The 3,901-nt window shown below is 64.7% G+C and carries 2 protein-coding genes and 1 pseudogene; all 3 read right to left on the bottom strand.

Annotated features, from left to right (window positions below; genetic code table 11):
* Positions 1-103 precede the first annotated feature (103 nt).
* The 3 genes and pseudogenes from Tther_RS13325 to Tther_RS12750 all read right to left on the bottom strand — a co-directional run bounded on the left by Tther_RS13325 (position 104) and on the right by Tther_RS12750 (position 3,419).
* Entirely contained in the window at positions 104-487 is a 384-nt protein-coding gene (locus tag Tther_RS13325) for a hypothetical protein (protein WP_185975097.1), read from the bottom strand.
* 21 nt (positions 488-508) lie between these two features.
* Positions 509-1,788: pseudogene (locus Tther_RS12755) on the bottom strand (CmpA/NrtA family ABC transporter substrate-binding protein).
* A 347-nt stretch (positions 1,789-2,135) separates the two neighbouring features.
* Complete coding sequence (locus tag Tther_RS12750; RefSeq protein ID WP_143904462.1) at positions 2,136-3,419, bottom strand: nitrate regulatory protein; 1,284 nt, start codon at positions 3,417-3,419, stop codon at positions 2,136-2,138.
* Between the last annotated feature and the right edge of the window lie 482 nt (positions 3,420-3,901).

Genomic DNA, 3,901 nt, shown 5'->3' with positions numbered 1-3,901 from the left:
GGTTTCCGCAATGCTCGCCGAACTCGACGACGAGTGGCTGACCGGCAAGGTCTATCTCAACTTCAACCTGTAACCCGGTTGTCATGACCACCCAACCGGAAATTTACAGAAAAGAGGTTGCACAATCGCGCTTGAGCGACGACAGGACGTTCCAGCCGATACCCTGGTCGTTGGGGCCGTTGCGGTAGAACGGATCGGAAAACACCTTGACCGCCTGCGCCCAGGTCTCGGCGGGCTGGGGAATGCCGCTGCCAGTGGTGGAGGCAATCAGATGCCACACCAGCACCAGCGCCGCCAGACCCATGATGGGCGGCAGCACCGCCATCCAGAATCCCTGGAAGTCACGCGCAGGTTTGTTCTGCGCCGATGCGGCTGAGGCAGTCTGGGCTTGTGAGGCGGTCATGGGTTTGGCAGCGTTCGAAGGTGTGGGTCTGACGGCAGGCGGGGGCGATGCCTCCAGCGGCGAATGAAAAACAGCGGCAACCATGGGTTTCTCCTGTTAGAGATGTCAGGCCTTGATCGCGAACGAGTCGGCGTACTTGGCGGGATCCTTGCCGTCCCACACCACGCCATCCATCAACTTGCTGCTGCGCATCGGGTCCTTGGGCACGCTGATGCCCATGGCGCTGGCGACGGACTTGTAGAGGTCGATCTGGTTGACCTGCTTGGCGATGGTCAGGTAGTCGGGGTGGCTCTTGATCAGGCCCCAGCGCTTGTGCTGGGTCATGAACCACATGCCGTCACTCAGGTACGGGAAGTTGACCTTGCCGTCGTTGAAGAACTTCATGTGGTTGGGGTCGTCCCAGGTCTTGCCCAGGCCGTTCTGGTAGCGGCCCAGGATGCGCTGGTTGATCACGTCCACGCTGGTGTTGATGTAGGCTTTTTGCGCGACGGTCTCGGCCATCTTCAGCTTGTTTTGCAGACCGGCGTCGATCCAGCGGCTGGCTTCGAGCACGGCCATCATCACGGCGCGCGTGGTGTTGGGGTACTTTTTGACGAAGTCGGCGGTGGTGCCCAGCACCTTTTCGGGGTGGTCCTTCCAGATGTCCTGCGTGGTGTTGGCCGTGATGCCGATGCCATCCATGATGGCGCGGTGGTTCCAGGGCTCGCCCACGCAGAAACCGTCCATGTTGCCCACGCGCATGTTCGCCACCATCTGCGGCGGGGGCACCGTGATCAGCTTGGCGCCCGACAGCGGGTTGATGCCCGCGGCGGCCAGCCAGTAGTGCATCCACATGGCGTGGGTGCCGGTCGGGAAGGTGCCCGCGAAGGTGTATTCGCGCGGGTTGGCAGCCATGAACTTGGCCAGCGATGGGCCATCCACCACGCCCTTGTCGGCAAGGGCCTTGCTCAGAGTGATGCCCTGGCCGTTGTTGTTGATGCTCATCAGCACCGCCATGTCCTTCTTGGGGCCGGCGGTGCCCATATGCCGCCGTAGACCAGGCCGTACAGCACATGGGCCATGTCGAGTTCGCCGTTGACCAGCTTGTCGCGCACGCCGGCCCAGCTCGCTTCCTTGGTGGGGACGATGGTCACGCCGTACTTTTTGTCGAAGCCCAGCACGTTGGCCATCACCACGCTGGCGCAGTCGGTCAGCGGGATGAAACCGATCTTCACCTCCGTCTTCTCGGGCTTGTCGGAACCGGCGGCCCAGACACCGCAGTGACCCAGGGTGGAGAAGACGGTGGCCGCGGCTGCGCCTTTCTTGATGAATGCGCGGCGCGTGTTGGCGGCGGCGCTTGCGGTGGCCGGGGCGGGGGTGGCGGTCGTGGGGGTGTTTGCAGACATGTCCAACTCCTTGCAGATGAGAAACCCGAACCCCAAACGCAAACGGCGCCCATCACCAGACCCGCGGTGTGCAGGTCGGCAATGGACGCCGTTGTCCGTGTCTGGGAAGACTGTGAGCGCCGGAACCGCCGTTGGTCCCGATGCCTTGACTGGGTATAAGCAGGTAGCGTGCCAGGCCCGTTCCGGGCGCCCCGGTGACGGGTGAAGGGCCCTGAATTTTCAAGAAAATTTCTGCCCGGCGGAGGGCCCACCCAGCTGGCATGCCTGCGCCGGCCGCCCCCCCAACTTGGTGCATGCGCCCGCCAAGGCGGCGGCAGGCACAATTCTTGTGCAGTGCAGCAGCGTCGTCAGCGGCTGCGCGCCTGCAGCACGTTGGCCATGGCCAGCACCGCCTCAGCCACGTCTACCATGCGCTTGTTCTGGTTCATCGCGGTTTCGCGCAACATGCGGTGCGCTTCGTCTTCGCTCAGATGGCGGTGGGCCATGAGCAGACCTTTGGCTCGTTCGATGAGCTTGCGCTCGTTCAGGCTGGCGCGCACGGCGTCGAGCTCGGCGCTCATGGTCTGCAGGCGCTGCGTTTGGGTGCGAACCAGTTCTAGCACGGAGCGACCGACCTGCGGCGCCAGCGTGGCGTCGGTGCTCGCGACCTCGGCGGCAGGGACCTGAGTGCCGGACCTTTCTTCAGCGAAGAAGTCCTCGTCGGGCTCGTTGGTGCCCTGGCAGTCGGCACTGAGGCGCTGAACGAGTGTGCCGAGCTCCGCTGCCGCCGCGTCGAGCCGGTCCTGACAGCGCACCCGCAACTCGGTGAAGAGTTCGGCCTCGATGCCGCGCATGGCGTCGAGGCGCTGGGTGCAGGCGTCGAACCAACGCTGACTGTCGGCGGGATCGAGGGCTTGTCCGGGCGGCGTGGTCAGGAGCACCCGGCGCAGCCGCTCCAGGCGCGCCATCACCTCGTGCTGCTGGGCTTGCTGCCAATGTGTGCGTAAGCGTTCGCTGGAAAACTCGGCGAACACGCTCAAGCACCGATCCTGCGATTCGATCAGGTACAGCAGGCGCTGCTGCACGTCACTGGTCGCGCGGCCGCTGGCGAACGCGGCCACTCCCACGGCACGCTCCTGGCCCGCGAATTCTTTGCCCTGGCTGAAGTTGAACGACGCGACGAGGTGGCGCGAGATGGTCGGGTCAGCGGCACTGTCGGCCGCCTCGAAGACGACACCCAGCAACCCTTCGATCAGCCGCGAGTACGCCGCCGTGGCCGCCGTCGGTGTCTGTTCTCCGTTGTCGATCCGCTGGCGCAAGCGCTCCAGCGCGGCCAGGCCCTGCAGCGCGTAGGCCACCCGGGCAAACAGCCGCGTGCCGTTGGGCAGCGTGGGCGCATCGTCGGCCAAGGCGTCGAAGGCTGCGCGAATCGCCTGTGCGTGGTGGTCGGCGGCGCGGCGCTGTTCGGCCAGTGCCTCCCGCCCCCGGCTGCCGCCGCTGGCCAGGTGCAGGTTGGTCAGACCGCGCTCTCGCTGCAGCACATGAACCAGGCCGGCTATGCGGTCCACCAGGCTGCTGGTTCGCATGAGCCGCTGCAGATCGGCCATCTCGCAGCGCTTGGCCTCGATCAGGAAGTGCAGGCTGGTTTTCATCAGGTGACGCAACGAGGACAGGTTGCGGGGAACGGGTTGGCTACGGCCTAGCAAACCACATGCCCGCGTGCCGTCTGCGACAGGGTACGCCACACCGCGCACACGCAACACGCGCTGGCTCTGGGCATCGACTGTTCCCGCCACGACATTGGGCATGAACCGCTCGACCGTCACGGCCCAGGCCCCGGCCTCGGCGCGCGTCTCGAACGTCTTGCACGGCGTCTTATAGCCCCGGCGACGAACGGTGGCCTGATATTGATGAGTTGTGTATCGTTCTTTCTGTAAATTCCATTTTGCCGGTTGTCTGCTGGGCGGGGATCTCCGGCGCTACGCGCCTACGCTCCCCGCCCAGCAGACAGCGCGAGGGTGGGTCTGACGCCATGACTTCGAGAAAGGAGTGTAACCCTCATGGCAATACGAGTCGAAACCAACCCCTTGGAAGCCGCTTATGCGATCTTGCTCGAGAACGGACTGGATGGCGC

The organism is Tepidimonas thermarum (assembly GCF_007556705.1).
In the GTDB taxonomy this organism is placed as follows: Bacteria; Pseudomonadota; Gammaproteobacteria; order Burkholderiales; family Burkholderiaceae_C; genus Tepidimonas; species Tepidimonas thermarum.
Note: the sequence above shows the minus strand (reverse complement) of the source record. Positions and strands in the feature narration are given on the sequence as shown.